20 protein-coding genes are annotated in these 18,888 nt (G+C 62.9%); 10 read left to right on the forward strand and 10 right to left on the reverse strand.

All coding sequences use genetic code 11. The annotated features are described in order from the left end of the window. Window positions 1-65 precede the first annotated feature (65 nt). From JKL48_RS15530 to JKL48_RS15540, 3 genes are all read right to left on the reverse strand, one after another. The gene (locus JKL48_RS15530) at window positions 66-482 is read right to left on the reverse strand and encodes a hypothetical protein (protein WP_201984086.1); all 417 of its coding nucleotides are present in this window, start codon (window positions 480-482) and stop codon (window positions 66-68) included. Window positions 483-650: 168 nt separating this feature from the next. Next, window positions 651-974, reverse strand: coding sequence for a hypothetical protein (locus tag JKL48_RS15535; protein ID WP_201984088.1), 324 nt, complete (start codon window positions 972-974; stop codon window positions 651-653). Window positions 975-1,220: 246 nt separating this feature from the next. Continuing rightward, complete coding sequence (locus tag JKL48_RS15540; protein ID WP_201984089.1) at window positions 1,221-1,889, reverse strand: hypothetical protein; 669 nt, start codon at window positions 1,887-1,889, stop codon at window positions 1,221-1,223. A gap of 97 nt (window positions 1,890-1,986) precedes the next feature. On the opposite strand from JKL48_RS15540, the gene pheS reads away from it, so the two are divergent. The 8 genes from pheS to JKL48_RS15580 all read left to right on the forward strand — a co-directional run bounded on the left by pheS (window position 1,987) and on the right by JKL48_RS15580 (window position 10,449). Next, a complete protein-coding gene (gene pheS / locus JKL48_RS15545) occupies window positions 1,987-3,078 on the forward strand; it encodes a phenylalanine--tRNA ligase subunit alpha (protein WP_201984091.1) in 1,092 nt (363 codons plus the stop codon). A 47-nt stretch (window positions 3,079-3,125) separates the two neighbouring features. After that, on the forward strand, window positions 3,126-3,746 hold the full coding sequence (locus tag JKL48_RS15550; RefSeq protein ID WP_201984092.1) for a Uma2 family endonuclease: 621 nt from the start codon (window positions 3,126-3,128) through the stop codon (window positions 3,744-3,746). A gap of 62 nt (window positions 3,747-3,808) precedes the next feature. Further along, entirely contained in the window at window positions 3,809-4,966 is a 1,158-nt protein-coding gene (locus JKL48_RS15555; protein ID WP_201984094.1) for an acyltransferase family protein, read from the forward strand. A gap of 126 nt (window positions 4,967-5,092) precedes the next feature. Next, window positions 5,093-6,406 carry a 30S ribosomal protein S12 methylthiotransferase RimO gene (gene rimO / locus JKL48_RS15560; protein ID WP_201984098.1) on the forward strand — a complete coding sequence of 438 codons (1,314 nt, stop codon included), beginning with the start codon at window positions 5,093-5,095 and terminating at the stop codon, window positions 6,404-6,406. Between the two features lie 104 nt (window positions 6,407-6,510). Next, entirely contained in the window at window positions 6,511-8,112 is a 1,602-nt protein-coding gene (bshC, locus tag JKL48_RS15565) for a bacillithiol biosynthesis cysteine-adding enzyme BshC (RefSeq protein ID WP_201984100.1), read from the forward strand. 224 nt (window positions 8,113-8,336) lie between these two features. Beyond that, window positions 8,337-8,942: a 5-formyltetrahydrofolate cyclo-ligase gene (locus tag JKL48_RS15570; protein WP_201984102.1), complete on the forward strand. Its 606-nt coding sequence runs from the start codon at window positions 8,337-8,339 to the stop codon at window positions 8,940-8,942. A gap of 155 nt (window positions 8,943-9,097) precedes the next feature. Further along, the gene (locus tag JKL48_RS15575; RefSeq protein ID WP_317191951.1) at window positions 9,098-9,625 is read left to right on the forward strand and encodes an ExbD/TolR family protein; all 528 of its coding nucleotides are present in this window, start codon (window positions 9,098-9,100) and stop codon (window positions 9,623-9,625) included. Beyond that, complete coding sequence (locus JKL48_RS15580; protein ID WP_201984103.1) at window positions 9,622-10,449, forward strand: energy transducer TonB; 828 nt, start codon at window positions 9,622-9,624, stop codon at window positions 10,447-10,449. Before JKL48_RS15575 ends, JKL48_RS15580 begins: the two co-directional genes overlap by 4 nt. Before the next feature lie 159 nt (window positions 10,450-10,608). Here the strand turns inward: JKL48_RS15580 and JKL48_RS15585 are convergent, their stop codons facing one another. From JKL48_RS15585 to mnmD, 3 genes are all read right to left on the reverse strand, one after another. Then, complete coding sequence (locus JKL48_RS15585) at window positions 10,609-11,157, reverse strand: GDYXXLXY domain-containing protein (protein WP_201984104.1); 549 nt, start codon at window positions 11,155-11,157, stop codon at window positions 10,609-10,611. A gap of 22 nt (window positions 11,158-11,179) precedes the next feature. Then, window positions 11,180-12,463: a DUF2157 domain-containing protein gene (locus tag JKL48_RS15590; RefSeq protein WP_201984106.1), complete on the reverse strand. Its 1,284-nt coding sequence runs from the start codon at window positions 12,461-12,463 to the stop codon at window positions 11,180-11,182. Between the two features lie 306 nt (window positions 12,464-12,769). Then, entirely contained in the window at window positions 12,770-13,405 is a 636-nt protein-coding gene (mnmD, locus tag JKL48_RS15595) for a tRNA (5-methylaminomethyl-2-thiouridine)(34)-methyltransferase MnmD (RefSeq protein WP_317191953.1), read from the reverse strand. 127 nt (window positions 13,406-13,532) lie between these two features. Here mnmD and JKL48_RS15600 point away from each other — a divergent pair, with 127 nt between their 5' ends. Both JKL48_RS15600 and rlmN read left to right on the forward strand, forming a co-directional pair. Then, a complete protein-coding gene (locus JKL48_RS15600; RefSeq protein WP_201984109.1) occupies window positions 13,533-13,952 on the forward strand; it encodes a thioesterase family protein in 420 nt (139 codons plus the stop codon). Between the two features lie 119 nt (window positions 13,953-14,071). Then, window positions 14,072-15,148, forward strand: coding sequence for a 23S rRNA (adenine(2503)-C(2))-methyltransferase RlmN (rlmN, locus tag JKL48_RS15605; protein ID WP_201984112.1), 1,077 nt, complete (start codon window positions 14,072-14,074; stop codon window positions 15,146-15,148). A 23-nt stretch (window positions 15,149-15,171) separates the two neighbouring features. Here rlmN and JKL48_RS15610 read toward each other — a convergent pair whose 3' ends face one another. The 4 genes from JKL48_RS15610 to JKL48_RS15625 all read right to left on the reverse strand — a co-directional run bounded on the left by JKL48_RS15610 (window position 15,172) and on the right by JKL48_RS15625 (window position 18,663). Next, entirely contained in the window at window positions 15,172-15,924 is a 753-nt protein-coding gene (locus JKL48_RS15610; protein ID WP_201984114.1) for a hypothetical protein, read from the reverse strand. 115 nt (window positions 15,925-16,039) lie between these two features. After that, a complete protein-coding gene (locus JKL48_RS15615; protein WP_201984116.1) occupies window positions 16,040-16,804 on the reverse strand; it encodes a hypothetical protein in 765 nt (254 codons plus the stop codon). A gap of 65 nt (window positions 16,805-16,869) precedes the next feature. Further along, window positions 16,870-17,841 (reverse strand): YihY/virulence factor BrkB family protein, encoded by a 972-nt coding sequence (locus JKL48_RS15620; RefSeq protein ID WP_201984117.1) that lies wholly within the window; start codon window positions 17,839-17,841, stop codon window positions 16,870-16,872. A gap of 81 nt (window positions 17,842-17,922) precedes the next feature. Continuing rightward, complete coding sequence (locus JKL48_RS15625; protein WP_201984118.1) at window positions 17,923-18,663, reverse strand: DUF3891 family protein; 741 nt, start codon at window positions 18,661-18,663, stop codon at window positions 17,923-17,925. Between the last annotated feature and the right edge of the window lie 225 nt (window positions 18,664-18,888).

Consider the following 18,888-nt stretch of genomic DNA (forward strand, 5'->3'; position numbering starts at 1 on the left):
AAGCCGACGAAGGTACGAAACCGGGTCCGCCAGAGGTTTTGCTGGCGAGGCCCGGCTCGGCTAAATTAATTGCCGAGGGTGGTTTGCGTGGTGGCGGGCTTGCGGGGAGGCCGCACACTGTAGGGCACCAAGCCGTTGCCAGTGCGCATGTGGATGGGCATGCCGGGCGCAGCGTACACGTTTTGGTTGTCGATTTCGCCCCGCGAGCTGGCGGCCGGCGTGGCGTCCCAGCCGCCGGTAGTGGTCGAAGCGACGGCTGTTTGCGTCTCATCGATGGCCGGCCAGCCGTCGTTGGCGAGCGGTGCAGCCGGCGCCGACTTGATGGCTACGCGGCGGGCTTTCTTGGCTTTGCGGGCAGCAACCCGCGCCGAGGCTTTGGTCGATTTAACCGTCGTTTTTTTGACGGCGGCCGGCTGGGTCTGGGCGCTGGCTTCGGCCAGCAGGAACATCGACAGGGCGAGGGTGAGGAAGGTGCGAACCATGGCTGAAGAGCGGTAAGGGAGCGGTTGGAAAAGTTATTGTGCGTTACTGGAAGGGTGTTATTCCAAATGCATGCCAACTTTTACTTTGCCCCAAACCCCCTATGCAAAACGGTCCGACTGGTGCGCAAACGCAGACCAATCGGACCGTTTTATCGACTAACTCCGGCCTTAGCGCGGCGTGAGGGTGGTGCTGCCTTTGCGCTTGGCTGGCGTGGGCTGGGTGGCGGCTGGCTGGTTGGCCGTTTCCACGTTCACGGGCATGCCCGGCGCGGCATATACGTTCTCGCCCCGGCTATCAGACGGGGCGGCCGTGGCGGCAGCAGTCCTGCTTTTAACGCTCGTTTTCTGTGTGGGGTGGGGTGCGGTTTTTAGCGGGCGCCGGGTGGTGGTTTTGGTACGTGCCGTGGTGGCCGAGGCAGTTGGCGTCGTTTGGGCCGAGGCATCAACCACCACGGCCAGCGTCAGCAGGAGGGAAAACAGGGTTCTGGACATGGGGAGGGGAAATAAAGATGAGGATACGGGACAGGAGCGGGGCGGAACAGTACATCCGGCCGTCGACACAGGACATACGCGAAATGCTCCGCCAAAGGAGGCCGCTCGTCCCACCTTTTTAGCCTCAAGAGCCCTTAACAGCGCAGGCATGCCAGCAAATCGGCCCGGCCGGCCTACCTTATGTAGACCAACCGGGCCGTAAAAATTGTCTATTGCTCCGGCTTCTTGACGAAGCCACCAATTGTTCTACCAGCCGAGGTCGGCAGCAGGTGCGGCTTTCTTAACAGGTTTCGGCGCAGGCTTGCTGGCAGCTTTGCTGGCCGTTTTTGCCGGAACTGCAGAAGCCGTTCCTTCGGCCCCACCCGCGGCCTTGGTGCTGGTGCCCGCAGCGCTGGCAGCTGGGGCCTCGGCGGGGGCAGGCGCGGGCTCGGCGGCCGGTGCAGGAGCAGCAGTTACGGCAGCAGCCGGGCGCGGAGGCCAGGGTTTTTCGCGGCGCGGCTTGCGGTTGAGGCGGCGCTCCCGAGTGGCCGCCGCATCCTCGGCCATGATGTTGCGGCCGCTTTGCAGCATCACCGGCATGCCAGGGGCAATGGAAATGCTCTGGCCACCAACCGGCGCCGAGCCACTACCTCCACCGCCAATGCCTTTTTCGGCAGCGGCCGGCGCGGCAGCACTGGCATCGGGGGTAGCAGCGGCCGGTTCTTCGGCGCTGGGAGCGGGAGTGGCTGCGGCGCCACCTTTAGCCGCGGCTTTTTTGCTGGCCGTGCCCGCGTCAGTGCTTTTGGCAGCGGCTTTTTTAACCGGCGCTTTCTTGGGCGTGTCCCAGCCGCTGGCGGGGGTATCCCAGCCACCCTGAGCGAAAGCGGAAGTGGCTAGGCCTCCGATGAGTAGCAGAAGAAATAGTACACGTTTCATGGGGAGGGAGTTGGGTAAATGAATATTAGGCAGGTTAACTGAATGTGTTTATGAATCGTTCGGCCAGGGCCGGGCCCTTGCCGTAACTTTGCGGCCTATGATGCAGGAATCCATTGCCGCTCTTACGGCCGAAATTACGAAGGCCGAACTAAATAATCCCGCCGCCCTCGATGCTTTTCGCATCAGCTACCTCGGCCGCAAGGGTAAGCTGGCCGATTTGTTCGACCAGCTGAAGACCGTGCCCAACGAGGAGAAGCGCGCCGTGGGCCAGCAGCTCAACGCCCTGAAGCAGCAGGCCCAGGCCCGTTTCGACGAAGCCCAGCAGGCCGCCGAAGCCGCCGCCGACAACGCCCCCGCCAACCCCGACTTCGACTACACCCTGCCCCCGGTGCCCAACGCCCTGGGCACCCGCCACCCGCTGAGCCTGGTGCGCGAGGAGATGCTGCGCATCTTCGGCCGCATCGGCTTCGCCGTGGCCGAGGGCCCCGAAATTGAGGACGACTGGCACAACTTCACCGCTCTCAACTTCCCCGAAAACCACCCGGCGCGGGATATGCAGGACACGTTTTTCGTGGCCCCGGTATCGCACGCGGCCGGCGCGGCGGACACGGGCGCTACTGGCGATGCTGCCACCGGGGCGCCCAATTTGCCGCACTTGCTCCGTACCCACACCAGCACGGTGCAGGTGCGCGTGATGGAAACCGAGCCCCTGCCCATCCGCCGGGTGATGCCGGGCCGGGTGTTCCGCAACGAAGCTATTTCGGCCCGCGCGCACATGATGTTCCACCAAGTGGAGGGCATTTTCATTGACGAAGGCGTGAGCTTCGCCGACCTGAAGCAGACGGTGTACTACTTCGTGCAGGAGCTGTTCGGGGCCGACATCAACATTCGTTTCCGCCCCAGCTTCTTCCCCTTCACCGAGCCCAGCGCCGAAATCGACATCACCTGCCTGATTTGCAAAGGCGCAGGCTGCAACATCTGTAAGTACTCGGGCTGGGTCGAAATCGGCGGCTGCGGCATGGTGGACCCCGCCGTGCTCGAAAACGCGGGCATCGACCCCGAGAAATACTCCGGCTACGCCTGGGGCATGGGCATCGAGCGCATTGCCATGCTCAAGTACCAGATTAAGGACCTGCGCCTGTTCACGGAAAACGACATGCGCTTCCTGCGGCAGTTCGAGGCATTGTAGAAAGCCGGGGGTGAATCATTTGTTCTTTCGCGCTTGTTGTTGATGCTATGACTGTTATGCACTCCATTTCGCCGCCCGCCCCGGACGTGGCCCTCGCTGGCCGCCAGACCCTGGCCGAGTACCTGCAGCGCCTCAGCGAAGACGAATTCTATGCCTTTTGCCAACAGAACCGCGACCAGAAATTTGAGCGCCGGGCCGACGGCACCATCGAGCTTATGTCATTAACCGGAGGCGAATCGGGTCGCCGCAATTCCCGCCTGACTTCCCGCCTCGACCGCTGGGCCGAAGATTCTGGTTTGGGTGTCGTTTTCGATTCATCTACCGGTTTCCGGCTGCCCAATGGGGCGGTGCGTTCGCCCGATGCGGCCTGGGTAAGCCAAGCGGCTTGGGAGGCCCTCACGCCGGAGCAGCGCCGCAAGCACGTGCCGCTGTGCCCGGATTTTGCGGTAGAGCTGCTGAGCGAAACCGATACCATTTCCGACATCGTGGTAAAAATGCAGGAGTACCTGGACAACGGCTTGCGCCTGGGCTGGCTCATCGACCCGAAGACGGAAACCGCCCGCGTGTTCCGCGCCAACGGCAGCGTGGAGGTCCGAAACTTTGCTGAAACCTTGAGCGGCGAAGACGTACTGCCGGGCTTCACCTTTGCCCTCCGCACCCTGAGCTAAAGCGGTTGGTGTCGCCCCGGCGAGGTGGCAACGTTGGGGCATTTTGTTGTCTCTTTGCCAGTATGTCGCCATCCGCCCCGCCCGCCGCTCCCACTCCGCTCGACCCTTTCCTGAGCCAGAAACTGCGGTTTTGGTCGCTGATGGCCATGGTGCTGCTGGTGTACGTGCACGCCTACAACCTGCACCCGCGCTACCTGCAGCCCTTCACGCCGGTACAGGAAGCGTTGGGGCCGGGCACCTGGCTGCAATATTTCCTGGCCAACGGGCTGCTGCGGTTTCGCATTCCCATTCTGTTTGCCATTTCGGGCTACCTCTTCGCCCGACGCGAAGGTGCGGAGCCGCACGGGCAGCGGGTGCGGCGGCGGTTGCGCACGATAGGCTTGCCCTACGTGCTGTGGAGCGGGCTGTGGCTGGCGGTGCTGTGGGCCCTCGAGCAGTTTCTTGTCACCCAACAAGCGGTGATTGATGCCGGAATTAGCCCGTTCTGGCCGCGGCAGCAGCTCAGTCAGCTCACGGCGGGTGAGTTGGTTCAGCGCTGGCTGGTGGAGCCCGCGCCATTTCAGCTGTGGTTTTTGCGGAGCTTGCTGGTGCTCAATCTGGTGTATCCGTGGTTGCGGGTGGCCGTTTTGCGCAAGCCGGCCATTTATTTTAGCGTGGCGGGGCTGGCGTGGTTTTTCATGGTGCCCGTGCCACTGGTTCAGGACGAGGGGCCGCTGTTTTTTGGGTTGGGCGCGTGGCTGGCGCTGCGCGGCAAGGATGTGCTGACGCCGCCCGGCTGGTTCCGGCCGGGGCTGGTGGCGGGGCTGTGGCTGGGCGTGTGCCTGCTCAAAACCTGGCTGGCGTTTCACGTGGGGCCGCCGTTTTCGCTGCCGCTGGCGCTGAGCATGTTGGCGCTGTACAAAGTGGGCGAGGCCAGCGGCATGCTGGTGGCCTGGTTTGGGCTGAACGGGCTGGTGCGCTGGTGCATGGCCCGAGCCTGGTTTCGGTGGCTGACGGGCTTTTCGTTCATGATTTATGTGCTGCACGTGCCCTTCGTGAACTATGCCACCGAACTGGCGTTGCGCTATGGGCGGGCCGTGCCGCACATCCATTTGCTCACTTACCTGCTCCTGCCCTTGCTGGTAGTGGCTGTGAGCGTGGGTCTTGGTGCGCTGCTGCGAAAGTTGGCGCCGGGCATTTATGCGGCGCTTACTGGTGGTCGGGGACTGGCTACGTCGTAATTTTGGGGTTCGGCTGGCCGGCAATCTATCCTATTCGCGCTTGCAGCCCCTTTCCGCCGACGCTGCTGCCCTTGCTCCCATTACCGCAGCAGCGAAATCACGGTTAATTCCTTTAAATCAGCGCTTGTGAAAGTTAGAAATCAGACCCAGAATAAAGTTAACGTCATCACCCTCGGCTGCTCGAAAAACATCGTGGACTCGGAAGTCCTAATGGGCCAGCTGCAGGCCAATCAATTCGATGTGACGCACGAGGCCGAGAAGTCCGACGCCAACATCGTCATCATCAACACCTGCGGCTTCATCGACAACGCCAAGCAGGAAAGCATCGACACCATTCTGCGCTACGCCGACGAGAAGGAGGCCGGCCGCCTCGAAAAGCTCTACGTGACGGGCTGCCTCTCGCAGCGCTACAAGGACGAGCTGGAAGTGGAAATCCCGCAGGTGGACGCCTATTTTGGCACCCTGGAGCTGCCCCAGATGCTGAAGGTGCTGAACGCCGACTACAAGCACGAGCTCATCGGCGAGCGCCTGATTACGACGCCGCGCCACTACGCCTACTTCAAAATCGCGGAGGGCTGCAACCGCCCCTGCTCGTTCTGCGCCATCCCGCTAATGCGCGGCAAGCACGTCGACCGGCCCATCGAGGACCTCGTGAAAGAGGCCAAGCGCCTGGCCGGCATGGGCACCAAAGAACTGATTCTCATTGCCCAGGACCTGACCTACTACGGCCTGCAAGCCTACGGCGAGCGCAAGCTGGCCGACCTGCTCCGCAACCTCTCGGACGTGAACGGTATCGACTGGATTCGCCTGCAATACGCCTACCCCTCGCAGTTCCCGCTGGACGCGCTGGACGTGATGGCCGAGCGCGACAACATCTGCAAATACCTTGACATGCCCCTGCAGCACGGCTCCGATGCCATGTTGAAAACCATGCGCCGCGGCATCACCAAGCGCCGTACCATTGAGTTGGTCGATACCATTCGGCAGCGCGTGCCGGGCATTGCGCTGCGTACCACGCTCATCGCCGGCCACCCCGGCGAAACGGAAAAGGATTTCCAGGAAATGTATGATTTTGTGGAGCAGACGCGCTTTGAGCGGCTGGGCATCTTCACCTACTCGCACGAGGAAAACACGCACTCGCACACCCTCGTGGACGACGTGCCGGCCGAGGTGAAGCAGGAGCGCGCCGACGCCATCATGGAACTGCAACAGGGCATTTCGATGGAGCTGAACGAAGCCCGCGTGGGCCAGACCTACAAGGTGCTGTTCGACCGCAAGGAAAGCGGCCATTTCGTGGGCCGGACGGAATTCGACTCGCCGGAAGTGGACAACGAAGTGCTGGTGGCCGTGGAAAAAGACACGTTCGTGCGCTTGGGCGACTTTGCGAATGTGAAGATTGATTCGGCGTCGGACTTCGACCTGTACGGGCATCTGGTATAATCCAGGACGGCTAAAAGGAACATTTCGGCCGGGGCCGGGTTTTGTGCGGACTTTTGCCACTGGCACGGGTTCGCACCGAATCCAGCCCCGCTCGTATTACCCCCATGCCCACTCGCTGTACCACGCTGCCCTACGCCGAAACCGGTGCCTTTTCGGGCCTGCTAACCGACTATATCGCCCAGAAGCCCGCCCTGGCGCCGTTCTACCACCGCTTTCCTTCGCTGGAAAACTTCGCGGCCCAAATCGAAGAAAAGCAGGCCAGCTACACCCCCGAAGCCCGTAAGCGCCTGGTAGCCGCCCTGCGCGACCAATACGGCCTGGCCCCCGAGCCCGAGCCGGCCATCGAAACCAACCTGCTACTGCTGGCCGAGCCCACCACTTTCACCGTGACCACGGGCCACCAGCTCAACCTGCTCACGGGCCCGCTGTACTTTATTTATAAAATTGCCTCGGCCATCAAGCTGAGCCGGGAATTGAAGGCAAAGTACCCGCAGTACGATTTTGTGCCGGTGTACTGGATGGCCACCGAGGACCATGATTTCGCCGAAATCAACCACTTCTCGCTCTTTGGTAAAACGTATTCGTGGGATGCGGCCGGCACCGGCGGGCCCGTGGGCCGCCTGCCACTCGACGGCCTCAGCGAGCAGCTGCTGAGCCAGCTGCCGCCCGAGGTGCCCGCGGCTTTTCACAAGGCGTATTCGACTTCCAACAACCTGGCCGAGGCCACCCGCAAGCTGGCCGATGCGCTGTTCGGCGCGTTCGGGCTGGTGACGCTGGACGCTGACCGCCCGGCCCTGAAACAAGCCCTGGTGCCGCTGCTGACCAAGGAAATCCGGGAGCAGGCGTCCAACGCCGCCGTGCAGGCCACCAACGCCCGCCTCACCGCCGCCGGCTACAAGCCGCAGGTGTACTCGCGGCCCATCAACCTGTTTTTCATCACCGATGAAGGCAAGCGCGAACGCCTGGAACCCGACGCCAGCGGCGCCGACTGCGTGGAAGTGACCATTCGCAACACGGCCAAGTGCCACAGCCAGGCCGAATTGTTGGAGCTGGCCCAGACGCACCCCGAACAGTTCAGTCCCAACGTGGTGCTGCGCCCGGTGTACCAGGAAATGCTGCTGCCGAACCTGGTTTACATCGGCGGCGGGGCCGAGGTGGCGTACTGGTTCCAGCTCAAGGACGTGTTTGCGGCCTTTGGGGTGCCCTATCCCATCGTGCTGCCACGCAACTCGGCCGAGTACATCAGCCGCGCCAACGCGGGCAAGCTGAAGAAGCTGGGCCTTACCTGGCGCGAGATTTTCCGGCCGCTGCCGGAGCTGAAGAAGCAAGTGGGCGCCGCCCTAGGCCAGGAGGAAATCAGCCTGCAGGAGCAGCAGCAGGCCCTGGCCGCCGCCTTCCAGCAAGTGCAGGACCTGGCCCAGCGCCTCGACCCCACCCTGGTAAAAACCGTGGCCGCCGAAGCCCAGAAAGCCGCCGGTGGCCTCGCCGGCCTCGAAAAGCGCCTGAGCAAGGCCGCCGAAATGAAGCACGAAACCGCCTACGCCCAGCTCACGGCCCTCAAAGACAAGCTTTTCCCCGGCGGCGGCCTGCAGGAGCGCAGCGAGAATGTGCTCAGCATTCTGATTAACAACCCCGGTTTCATCGAGCAGCTAATTGAGGGCTTTGAGCCGCTGGCGCTGCAGTTCACGGTGCTGGAGGAGGAGTAGCCGCTTGGCCACGCGCGCTGGCCGCAGTTTAGCGCGCAGCGCGTAACTGCTGGCCGATAGGTGAGACGAGTTTGTAACTCGCCGTTGGATGAGATGAGCTGATGGGATTGTCGCTTTGCGGCAGCGAGTTACAAACTCGCGTTACGGTGGGGCCAGCAGTTGCGCGCTACGCGCTAAACTGCGGCCAGCACGCGTGGCCAGCGGCCGAATGGCTAGTTTGCGCCATGTTTGGAATATCCTCCACCAAAGCCGACCTGCGCCGCACTGCCCTGGCCCGCCGCATGGCGCTGGATGCCGGCGAGGTGGCCCGCCGCAGCAACAAGCTGCGCGAGAACCTGTTCCGCGAGTTTCCGGTGGCGGAGTGGCAGTGGCTGCACTTGTTTCTGCCTTTAGAGAAGCGGAATGAGCCCGACCTATGGTTTTTCATTCGCTGGGTGTGGGGCGAAGAACTGCCCCTGCGCCTGGCAGTGCCCGTGGTGCAGCCCGACGGCATGTCGCTGAAGCATTATGAGCTGACGCCCGACACCCAGCTCACCCAAAACCGCTGGGGCATCACCGAGCCCGTGCCAGATGCCGTGACCGCCCCGGAGGTGCTGCCGGGCGTGCTCGATGCCGTGCTGGTGCCGCTGCTAGCCGTGGACCGCGCGGGGCAGCGCGTGGGCTACGGCGGCGGCTTCTACGACCGGTTTCTGGCGCAGTGCCGGCCGGGCACCCAGTTCATCGGGCTGAACTTGCTGAACGAGCCGCCCGTGCGCCGCATTGCCGATGTGCTGCCCACCGACGTGCCCCTCACGGCCTACATCACGCCGGGCCGGGTGTGGCACTTCTGAGCTGTGCCAACTGCGGTGAGGGCAACCCGATAAAACGTTGGAATTGCGGGCCTAGTGTGGCCGCAAAAAATTAAATTTTAGCTATAATTCCCTTACAATAAGGCGATAGCGCCGCGCGTTGGCCGGGTATCAATCACCTGAAAAGGACTGAACCCGTGGCCGAAATCCAACCCCAGACCGCCGGGCCTGCCAAAGCCGGCAAGCGCCGCGCCAAGAAGATGTCGACGCGCATCGACATGACGCCGATGGTGGATTTGGCGTTTCTGCTGCTCACCTTCTTCATGCTCACCACCACCTTCGCCAAGCCCTACGCCATGGACTTGCAAATGCCGGTGAAAAGCGACATCCGCACCCCGGTGTCCATGAAAAAGGCCATGACCATTATCCTGGGCAAGGGCCACCGAGTGCATTATTTCTTCGGCCTGAATGCGCCCGAAGATAAGACCGTGGCGGTGCCGGAATTGAAAACCACCACCTTCTCGGCCGATGGTATCCGGCAGGTGGTATTGGAGCGGCAGCGGCAGCAGGCCGGCCTGGTGGTGCTCATCAAGCCCGGCGAGGATTCCAAATACAAGGACATGGTGGACATTCTCGATGAGATGAACATCACCCAGCAGAAGAAATACGCGCTGGTCAACATCACCCCCGACGACCTCACCCTCCTTAAAACCGCTGCCTTATGATGACCAATGCCCAGCTGGCCACGGCCAGCCTCGACGACATCGTGTTCGATGGTCGCAACCGCCACTACGGAGCTTACCAGCTCCGTGCCCTCTACCAGCGCCACATGACGCGGGCCCTCATTATTGCCACGGCCCTGCTGGCCTTGCTGCTGGTGTTTCCGCTGGTGGCGCAGCTGCTGAAAAAAGACGTGGCCGTGGTGCCGCCCCGGACCTTCACTGCCGACCCGATGGCCCCGCCGCTCGACCCCACCACGGCAACGCCGCCCCCGGTGGCCCCGCCGCCCGTGGCGCCGCCTGCGCAGCCGCGGGTGGCCACCATTCGGTTTACGCCGCCCGTTGTGGCCCCCGACCCGCAAGCCACCGACGACGTGCCCGAACAGGCCGCCCTGCAGGAAGCCGCTATTTCGAGCGTGACCCGCGAAGGCAGCGCCGGCCCGGTCGATTTGGGCCCCCTCGAGAGCGTGGACGGCCCCCACGAAATTGGTACCGACGTCGTTAAGGAAACCACCTACACCTACGTCGAGCAGATGCCGGAGCTGCCCGGCGGCGGCGGGCAGGCGGCCATTGTGGCCGCTATTCAGCGGGCGGTGCGCTACCCCAGCGTCGACCTGCGCAACGGCACCGAAGGCCGCGTCTACGCCAGCTTTACGGTGAATACCAAGGGCGAGGTAACCGATTTGAAAATTGTGAAAAGCCTGAGCACGACCCTTGATGCGGAAACCCTGCGCGCCATTAAAACCCTGCCCAAATTCATCCCCGGCAAGCAAAACGGCCGCGAAGTGAATGTGTCGTTTACGGTGCCCATTAGCTTCAAAATCCAGTAACCGGACTGTTAATAAAGCGGGGAAATGCCGCTTGCACGTCATGCAGAGCGCAGCGAAGTATCTTTACCTCGTAAGTAATTAGTTACTACTGCGGTAAAGATGTTTCGCTGCGCTCTGCGTAACGTTCTTAGTACTTGCTGAACCGCTGCAATGGCCCCGCTACTTTGCTACATCCACGTCCGTGATGCGGGCCTGGCCCCAGGGCGCAATGCTCACGCGCACCTGCAGCGGGTGCAGGCGGCCAGCTTTTTCGAGGCGCAGGCCGCTGCCTTCGGGCACGTAGTAGCGTTCCAGGTTGTAGCGCAACGACAGCGAATTGCGATACACTTCCGTTACCCAGCCGCGCAGCACGGCCTGCCCCACGCTGGGCTTTGGCGCCTGCGGATAGACGCCCACGGCCGTGCTCAGGCTATCGGGGCCGGTAGCCAGCAGCACGAAGATGGACTGGCGGCGGCGCGGGGCTTCTTCGCCGTGCCACAGGTGCAGCGGCACTTCGCTGATGCCATAGTGCAGGCGCACAAAATCACCGTAGAGCAAGTCGCGCGGGTCGATGGGCGTGGTAGTCAGCATGATGTGCTGGCCCAGCTCGGTGGTAGCGTAGCCGGCGCCGGCCACGCCCAGCACGTAGAGCACCTGCGCCGCCACCAGCAGGCGCACCAGCGGCCGGCGACGTATCGGGGCCGCGAACCAGGTCAGCAGGTCAGTCATGCGGGAAGGGTTGCGGGGTGAATCATTCGGTGGGCGCGGTGGGCGCGGGCTCGTCACCCGGTTGGGCTGGGGTTGCTAGTGGCTGGCTGGGGGCAGCGGCCGCATTGGCCGCCACCAAGCGGGCCGTGCGGCGGCGCAGGTACCAGCTCAGACTCAGCAGCAACACGCCGCCCAGCAGGAAAAACACCGACTTATCCAGAAAGCCCCAGGTCAGCTTGAAGTAGGCCACCATGGTCGCCGCCACAAACAACACCGCGCCAATGGTGAGCTGGTCGGAATCCTGGTCGCGGTGGGCGCGGGCCAGCACCGAGCCGGCGTGGGCGTAGAGCACCACCAGCGTGGCCACGGCCAGCGGCAGCCCGCCCGACAGGTAGAAGCCGGGCAATAGCAACAGCCAGTCGGGCAGCGAAGCCAGCCGGCCCTGCACCCGCTTCCCCGCCGCCGAAAGGGCGAATACTGCCCCCAGCGCGGCCAGGTAAGGCAGCAGCGGCGGGCGCAGCACGTTGGCGTAGGCATCCGTTTCGCCGAAGGTGGCCAGCCCAAACATAAAAATGTATGCCGCCGTGAGCGGGGCAGCCTGCAAGGCCCGGCCACCGCTGCGGTTCGGCTGCCAGTCGCCGGCCGCATACACCAGCATGGCCGGCACAAAAAACCAGGTGATTTTGGCGTGCAGCGCAATCACCAGCAGTCCCGCTTGCCACAGCAGCCCAACGGCCAGCACGTGGCTGCTTACCACCCCAGGCCGGCGCCACCAGTAGTAGCCCAGCCCGCCCACCACCAGCCACGCCGTGGCGTAGCTGAAGCTACCCAGCGACTCGACGCAATACGTTTGCACGGCCGCCCCAATGAGCACCGTGAGCAGCACCAGCAGGCGCGAGCCGTACACGTAGCTCAGGGCCGTGCCCGCCACCACCCAGGCCAGCAGGCCGCTGGCGTCGTAGCCCACCAGCTGGTAGAGCTGGCTGGTGAGAATGATGCTGGCCCCAAACAAGAGCAGGCCCAGCCCGATGAGGCCGTGGCCCAGGTCCGCATTGCCGCGCCGCAGGAAGTAGGCGCCTGCGCCGTAGCTGCCCAGCAGGCTGCCCAGCAGCAGCGCCAGCCGCAGGGCAGCGGGCAAGGCCTGCCAGTTGGCCGCCACCACGCTCAGCCCGCTTAGGCCCACCAGCACGCTGCCCAGGATGGGGAGCAGCCCCAGGGCCTGCGCTTCGGGCGGGTAGCGGGCCAGCAGCTTCTGCCGCTGCGCTTCGCTGATGAGGCCGTCGGTGACCCAGCCGGGGCTTTCGTTTTCGAGGAACTTACGACTCATGGGAAGTGCAACGGGCACTGGCAGACGCGGGCAGCGCCTCTTCAATTAGCACGGCCACCTGCTCGTCCAGGCCGTGGTACCAGTCGACGTGAGGCGCCCAGGCCGCACAGCTGAGGCACTGCGTATCGTGCCAGCGATGCCGGCAGCGGGGGCACACGCCCGCCGTGTCAAAGGTATTCCACAGGCAGCCGCACGTACACATCCAACGGGATGTGACCTCGGGCTCCCACCGGCAGGCCGGGCAATGAATTTCCAGGGTTGAATCAGAGGCCATAGCAGAATAAATGTAGAAGAAAAGTGCTTTCCTTACTTCACGGCCCGCGTCATTTCGCGCTTGCCGGGCGGGCCGGGCAGCTTTTCGGTGCGCCAGCCAGCGGCCCGTAAGTTGCGCCGAAACTGCCCTTGGGCGCAGTAGCTCACCAGCACCGCGCCGGGCGCAGCGGCGGCGTAGAGCTGGGCGAAAATGGCTTCGCGCCACAGCTCGGGCTGTTTTTCGGGGGCAAAGGCGTCGAAATAAATCAGGTCGTAATAGTTGGCGGGCAGCTTGGCGGCTTCCAGGGGCTGGTGCAGCTTGGTGAGGAAGAAGCTGGGGGCCAGCGGGTGGACCTGGCCCCAGGGCGCGGCGTGGAGCTGGCCAAACAGCGTTGTTTCGGCGGGTGTGCCGTCCCATTTGGGCGTCAGGGCGGCCACCACGGTGGCGGGCAGCGGCACGGTTTCGAGGCCGTCGTAGGCCACGGCGGCGCCGGCCTGCCGGGCCGTGCGCAGCGTGAGCAGGGCATTGAGGCCGGTGCCGAGGCCTACCTCCAGCAAGTGCAGGGGCCGGGTGCAGGGCTGGCCCCGGCCAGCATCGAGCAGTGGCACCAGCCCGGCCCCAATAAACACGTGCTCCGATTCCTGCCGGGCGCCGTGCCGGGAGTGGTAATGCTCGTCCAGCGCCGGCACATAAAGCGTAGCTGAGCCGTCTTCAGTCCGTCGTACCTCTATCTTTGAATTATTAGAAAGTTGTTGTTGGCTCATCGTTCGTTCTTATTTGTTGAGTCGCCAAGTCATCTGCTCATCTTTCCCCTCCATGAACCGCGTAAAAGTAGCCCTTCCCGACACCTTTTCTTTCAGCACCGAAGCCCCGGTGGCGGCCATCAACCTCAACTACGGCGGCCACCTTGGCTACGATGCGCTGCTGGCCCTGCTGCACCAGGCGCGCACGCAGTTTCTGCAGGCCAACCATTTTCCCGCCGAGTTCGATGCCGACACCAAGCTGGGCCTCATCATGGTCGATGTGGCCGTGGAATACAAGAGCGAAGCCTTTGAAGGCGACGTTCTGCAAATTGACGTAGCCGCCGCCGACCCCAACAAGTACGGGTTCGATGTGGTGTACCACGTGCACAAGTCCGGTAAGGAAGTGGCCCGCGCCAAAACCGGCATGCTCTGCTTCGACTACAACATCCACAAGCTGCGCCTGCTGCCGGAGGAGCTGGCGGCCCGGTTTTAATTGTCATTCCGAGCGCAGCGAGGAATCTGAGTCAGCGGTAACTACCCAGATTCCTCGCTGCGCTCGGAATGACAACCGGCTCGGGAACCCAACGCCCTGCTGGCTTGTATCTTTGCCCTATGTTACTGGAACTGCCCCTCGCCCCCGTTGTCAAAAAGCGTGATATTCGCAAAACCTCGCCCGACGAGCTCAAGGCCTTTATGGTGGAGCACGGCGAGAAGCCCTTCCGCGCCAAGCAGGTAACGGAGTGGCTGTGGAAGAACACCGCCGCCACGTTTGAGGAGATGAACAACATCTCGGTAGCTACCCGCGAGCTGCTCGACCAGCACTTCGTCATCAACGGCGTGACGGTGCAGAACAAGCAGCTCTCGAACGACGGCACCATCAAGTCGGCCTTCCGGCTGTACGATGGCAATGTGGTGGAGGGCGTGCTCATCCCGCACGACACGCGGATGACGGCCTGTATTTCGAGCCAGGTGGGCTGCTCACTGACGTGCAAGTTTTGCGCTACGGGCTATATGGACCGCAAGCGCAACCTCGACGCGGCCGAGATTTACGACCAGGTGGTGCGCATTCGGGAGCAGTGCGAGGCCCAGTACGGCACGCCGCTCACCAACATCGTGTACATGGGCATGGGCGAGCCCCTGCTCAACTACGCCAACGTGGTGGAAAGCGTGCGCCGCATCACCGCCCCCGACGGCCTGAACATGGCCCCGCGCCGCATCACCATCAGCACGGCCGGCATTGCCAAGATGATTAAAAAGCTGGCTGATGACGACGTGAAGGCCAACCTGGCCCTCTCGCTGCACGCCCCGACGGATGCCAAGCGCAACGAAATCATGCCCATCAACGAAGCCAACTCGCTGGCCGCGCTGAAGGAAGCCCTGCAGTACTACCACCAGAAAACCGGCCGCAAAGTCACCTACGAATACATCGTGTTCGACGGCTTCAACGACGGGCTGGACGACGCGGCCGAGCTGCTGAAAATCAGCAAGTGGCTGCCCTGCAAAATCAACCTCATCGAGTACAACCCCATCGACAACGCCAGCTACCAGAACGCGGAGGCCGATAAAATCACCGCCTTCCACAAATTCCTGGCCGACCGCGGGGTGCAAACCAACATCCGCCGCTCGCGCGGCAAAGACATTGACGCCGCCTGTGGGCAGCTGGCGGTGAAGGAAAAGGTTGAGGTGTAACGCAGGCTTGGCTTAGCGGCTCGCTACGGCTTGCTTTCGTTTATGTAATCCATGCCCACTACCACCAGGTACTTGGCGCACGTTCCCTGCTCTACCATCAGGCCCCCTATTTTTTTGCCGATTTCTTCACGCTGCTGGTCGTCGTCCAGCTGCGCTTTGCTGTAGTAGGTAAGCAGCTTGGTGCGGTTGGCCAGAAATTCCTGCTGAATTAATTTAATAAACAAGGCTCCGCGCTGCGCAACGGGCATTTTTTCGAAGGCCTGTTTGGCAGTGGCCGCATCGAGCTGGGCACATAGGTGGTTGGCCAACGGCTGAAGCACCTTTTTTTCGGTATCGGTAGTGGTTGGCAGCTTCGTTTTGGCAGCCTGCTGTGCCTGCGCCGTTTCGCCCAGGCGCAGCACGAGCGGCATGGCCGCCGGGCAGATGCGGGCCAGGCGCACCACCACGTCTTTGCCCAGCTCCTGCCCTACCTGCTGAGCAGTTTGGCCCTGCTTGCTGCCAGCCGTGATGATGGCCAGAAACGCCGCGCTGTCCTGCTTCATGGCTTGCACGAAGAGCTGCTGCGTGAGTTGCATGGCCGCGGGCGGGCTCAGCTGGGCAAAATTGGTGGTGTGGTCGTTGGTTACGCCGGTGCACATGGCGTCGCTGAGCTTGCGTACCATGCGGCTATGGCCGGCTACGGTATCGGCCGGGGCTGGCTGCGGCCGGGCAGTGGCGTGGGTGGAGCTGGCCACGGCCAGCAGCCCGAAGGCAGAAAATAAGGGTAGACATTTCATGCGGGAAAGGTAAGAGCCGGAGCCGTAATGATGCGGCGTGCGCCTTCCCGGCGCGGCGACGCAGCACCAGGAAGGCGCACGCCTTGCTCAGCCAACCAAACCCCTACGTGGCCCCTTACTTTATCTTGCCGAAGCGGACCGTGAATTCGCCCACGGGCAGGAAGTAGCGCGCCGAGCCGTTGAAGTAGTCTGAATCCTGGAGCTGCCCGAAGGCATACAACAGCCCAAGGCCGCCGCCGAAGCGCGGCCCGGCCACGCGCACGCCCGCAATGCCAGCCACCAGCTTGAAGGTGCCCAAATCCAGGAAAGCCCGGTCGTAGATGAGGTAGGTTTCGTTTAGGAGCGATACCAGCCGGGAAACGCGCTTGGTCCCGCCCAGCAGCACCAGCGGGGTATTGATGAAGCCGCTGCGGCGGGTGGCGCCGTAGCCGACGCCCAGGGTTAAATTGGCGTCGGCGGTGCCGTAGGTGGCGTTGGCGTAGGTGATGGCGCCGGAGCCGGAGCGGCTGGCAATTAGGAAAGAGCCAATGCCGGCCCGCAGCTTTTTGGCCACCGGAAAACTCACCTTGGGCGTGAGCAGCGCAATGTTATCGGTGCCCTGTCCGGGAATGACAGACACGAAAGCCCCCAGCGAGAAGCTATTGGTGAGGCCGTAGCTGGCACCCACAACCACCAGTTCCAGGTCCTGGGCGTAGCCCTCGCCCCGGCGCAGGTTGCGGGCCGTGGGCACCACAAACAGGCGGTCGCCGTTGCCCACATCGGTGTAAGCGCGGGCCGACGAGTCGGCCTTTGCCGGTGGCCCTGCTTGGGCCCGCACCGGTTCGGGCCGTGCGGCGGCGAGCAGGCACACAAGCATTGGGCCGGCAACGAATTTGAGCATACGCAAGGGAAGTATGTAGGAAAGCAAAGATGCGGCGCGGCCGCCAACTGTGGCCCTGGCTTCCCTTATGATTTCCAGCTGCCCGTGGAGCGCGGCCGGCCGGTAGCTATTTCTTCCTTCGATTCGCCGGGGGCTATTTCTTCCAGCTTCACGCGCACGGCGTGGGCCTTGGGCTGCACTTTCTGCCCGAAAGCATCGGCAAACTCCTGGGTAAATTCGGCCCCAAAAAAGATAATAAGCGACGAATAGTTGACCCACAGCAGCAGCACAATGGCCGAGCCCGCCGCCCCAAACGCCGAGCCAGGGTCGGACTTGGCGATGTAGAACGCAATGGCAAACTTGCCAATCACGAAGAGCAACGCCGTGATGAAGGCCCCAATCAGCACGTCGCTCCAGCGGATGACGGCGTCGGGCAGGAAGCGGTAAATCAGGGCAAACAGCAGGGTGGTTACGCCCAACGACAGCACAAAATCGACCAGGCGGATGACGATGATGCCCACCTCGGGAATCTGGCGCTGCAACCAGCCGGTGAAGACGCTGAGCACGGCGCTCACCACAAAGGAGATAAGCAGCAGCAGGGCCACGCTCAGTATCAACCCAAACGACAGAAAGCGCTGCTTGAGGAAAGCTCCAATGCCAATGCCGGCCGTTTTCACCTTCAGGTTCCAGATGTCGTTGATGCTTTCCTGCAGGGTGACGAAAAACGTGGTGGCCGCAAAAATGAGCGTGGCCACGCCAATGGTCGTGGCCACCGGCCCGCGCTGCTGCACCGTGAACTTGGCAATGCTGTCTTGCAGGAACTTGGCCGAATCGGCGCCTACCAAGCCCTTCAGCTGCCCGTAAATTTGACCAGTAAGGGCTTCGCCCCCAAACGCCGCGCTGGCCACCGTGATGACGATGAGCAGCAGCGGCGGCAGCGAGAATATGGTGTAGTACGACAGCGCCGCCGCGTGCCGAAACGAATTGTTGTTGCTGAATTCAGCTGCCGACGACTTGATAACGGCGAGGATGTCGGAGAATTTGTAGTGCGTGGCCATGCAGAGTGAAAAAGCAGCGTGTCTTGCTAATACGGCCGGTTCGGGGCTGCGTTGGGGAGCCACGCCAACTTTTCTGCGGGGCTACGCCGCCCGTAGCGTCCAGCGCAAGGTTTCGATGGGCGCGGCGCGCAGGGCAGCCGCCAGCTCCGCATCGTCCTTGAACTGCAGTTGCGTGAGCACGCTGGCCTCCACGCTCACCTCCATTTCGGCCGCCTGGAACGGCCAGGGCTGGATGACGACCGCGCCGCCGGCCACCGGCTGGGCCAGCGTGTGAATGGTGCCGTCGGGCCCGCGCGAAATTTCCACGGCCCGGCCCATTTCCGGGATTTCGTGGCGGCAGAGAATGAGCGAGAGCCGGTCGCACCAGTGCAACAGGTCGTACGCCTGTCCGGCTTGCTTTTTGCTGATTTTCAGTTCTTTTTGCCACTGTTGCTGCCGGGCCCTAAGGTCGTCCAGAAACGCATCGATTTCCTTTTCTTCACCCCGCAACCCCTCGTATAAACAGCTCAGGTGCAGGCTGGTGAGCAGGCTGCGCCAGCGCCCCTGGAAACGGGCGGCGGCCAGCACGCCGGCCGCCTGCTCCATCGAAAATTCCTTCTGGGTGAAGTTGGCCGGGGCCCCGGCGGCCGTGAGGCCGTAGTGCCCGCCGCGCCCGCGCCAGGCTTCCTGCTCGTCGTCGTGCTGCGCGATGGCGGCCAGCAGGCCCACCCAGCGGTCGGGCGGCAGGGTGGGCGGCCAGTGCCAGGCCAACTGCATGGCCAGCAGGGCGTGGGCCTGCTGGTAGATGATTTGCCAGCCGGCGGGGGTGGAGTTGACTATCATGGGGCAAAGGGGTGGGACAACGAACTAAGTCTGTTACCGCCAACCTGCCGGTCAGGTTGCGAAGCCCGTTGGCGTGACGGCTCGGTTTCGGGCTCCGCAATTTGACCACGCCAGATGTCACAAATGACCCATTTTTTGGCTGTCACCGGCGGCGGGCCACTACACTAAGCACTTGAAATATAGGGGGGGGGATTAATAAAAATAAAGTACTGCTTTCCGAAGCCG

It is taken from the genome of Hymenobacter rubidus (assembly GCF_016734815.1).
GTDB lineage: Bacteria > Bacteroidota > Bacteroidia > Cytophagales > Hymenobacteraceae > Hymenobacter > Hymenobacter rubidus.